This window comes from Chromohalobacter sp. 296-RDG, from assembly GCF_029889885.1.
In the GTDB taxonomy this organism is placed as follows: domain Bacteria; phylum Pseudomonadota; class Gammaproteobacteria; order Pseudomonadales; family Halomonadaceae; genus Chromohalobacter.
Genome location: NZ_JARANY010000250.1, coordinates 1 through 954, shown reverse-complemented (window position 1 = coordinate 954; position 954 = coordinate 1). Strand labels below are relative to the sequence as shown.

The window sequence follows — 954 nt, the reverse complement described above, 5'->3', positions numbered from 1 at the left end:
GCCACGCGGAGGTCTCGTAATCGTCGCTCCCCAGGTAGTCGGGAGAGTAAATCGCTCCCGCGCCCAAACTCCCCTGCCAACCGCTGTCTTGTGCCTGGCTGGGACTTGCCACCGCCAACAGCGGCAGCCCCATGGCCAACGCCGCGTATCGATATCTTGCCTGCATAGTTCCGACTCCTTGGATGGGTTACATCACCATCGAGTATCGCCGTGTGAATCACTGCGGATGCGTACTCGCCAAAAGCTTTACATACAATATCGAAGGTATCTGTGCTATGCCAGCCTGCCATTGCCAAATAATTATTAGCACGCTACATTCTTGCCATCATTCGCTTCAGGAACATTTTCATGGCATCCCCTAAGCTTTTCTCGCCGCTCACGCTCGGCGAGCTCGAATTGACCAATCGCATCGTCATTTCACCGATGTGCCAATACTCCGCCGACGCTAACGGCAGCATGACCGACTGGCACAAGATTCATCTGGGGCATCTCGCCCTCTCAGGAGCAGGGCTGTTAATCGTCGAAGCCTCCGCCGTCGCGCCGGAAGGACGCATCACCTCCGGCGACGTGGGGCTTTACTCAGACGATAACGAACAGGCGATGGCGCGTGTACTCGAATCCGCTCGTACCCACTCGCCGATGCCGCTCGGCATCCAGTTGGGCCATGCCGGACGCAAGGCCTCCTGCCAGGCACCCTGGGACGGCGGCGCCCAGCTAAGCCTGGACGAAGGCGGTTGGCAGACCGTGGCGCCTTCCGCCGTCGCGTATCAGGACGGGCAGCGTCCACCACAGGCAATGAGTCTTACTGATATCGAGCAGCTCAAGGCGAACTTCGTCGCCTCGGCCCAGCGCGCCGAGCGTCTCGGTTTCGAGCTGATCGAACTGCACGCGGCGCATGGCTATCTATTGCATGAGTTCTTGTCGCCGCTTTCCAACCAGCGCGATGACGAATAC

General features: G+C 59.2%; 1 pseudogene. It reads left to right on the top strand.

Features of this window, described 5'->3' with window-relative positions:
- Positions 1 to 348: 348 nt before the first annotated feature.
- Positions 349 to 954: pseudogene (locus OP495_RS18285) on the top strand (oxidoreductase); the annotation flags it as partial.